General features: G+C 34.0%; 1 pseudogene. It reads left to right on the forward strand.

Going from position 1 to position 209, the window contains the following annotated elements:
- Positions 1-61 precede the first annotated feature (61 nt).
- Positions 62-209, forward strand: a pseudogene (locus EII32_RS11965) (IS5/IS1182 family transposase); the annotation flags it as partial.

Consider the following 209-nt stretch of genomic DNA (forward strand, 5'->3'; position numbering starts at 1 on the left):
TATTTATTTGTCTGTTTCTGCAAGTTTTTGTACCTTTACAGTATAAAACTTGCAGAATTTCATGTTAAAAAGAACCTCCAACCAACTATCATTATTCTCTTCCTTAGAGGGTATGCTCGATCACAATCATCCTCTTTACAAACTTGCCAATAAAATCAATTGGCGCAGATTTGAAGATGCCTTTTCTCCCTTATATTGTAGAACCAATG

This window comes from Prevotella sp. OH937_COT-195 (genome assembly GCF_003932845.1).
Taxonomy (GTDB): domain Bacteria; phylum Bacteroidota; class Bacteroidia; order Bacteroidales; family Bacteroidaceae; genus Prevotella.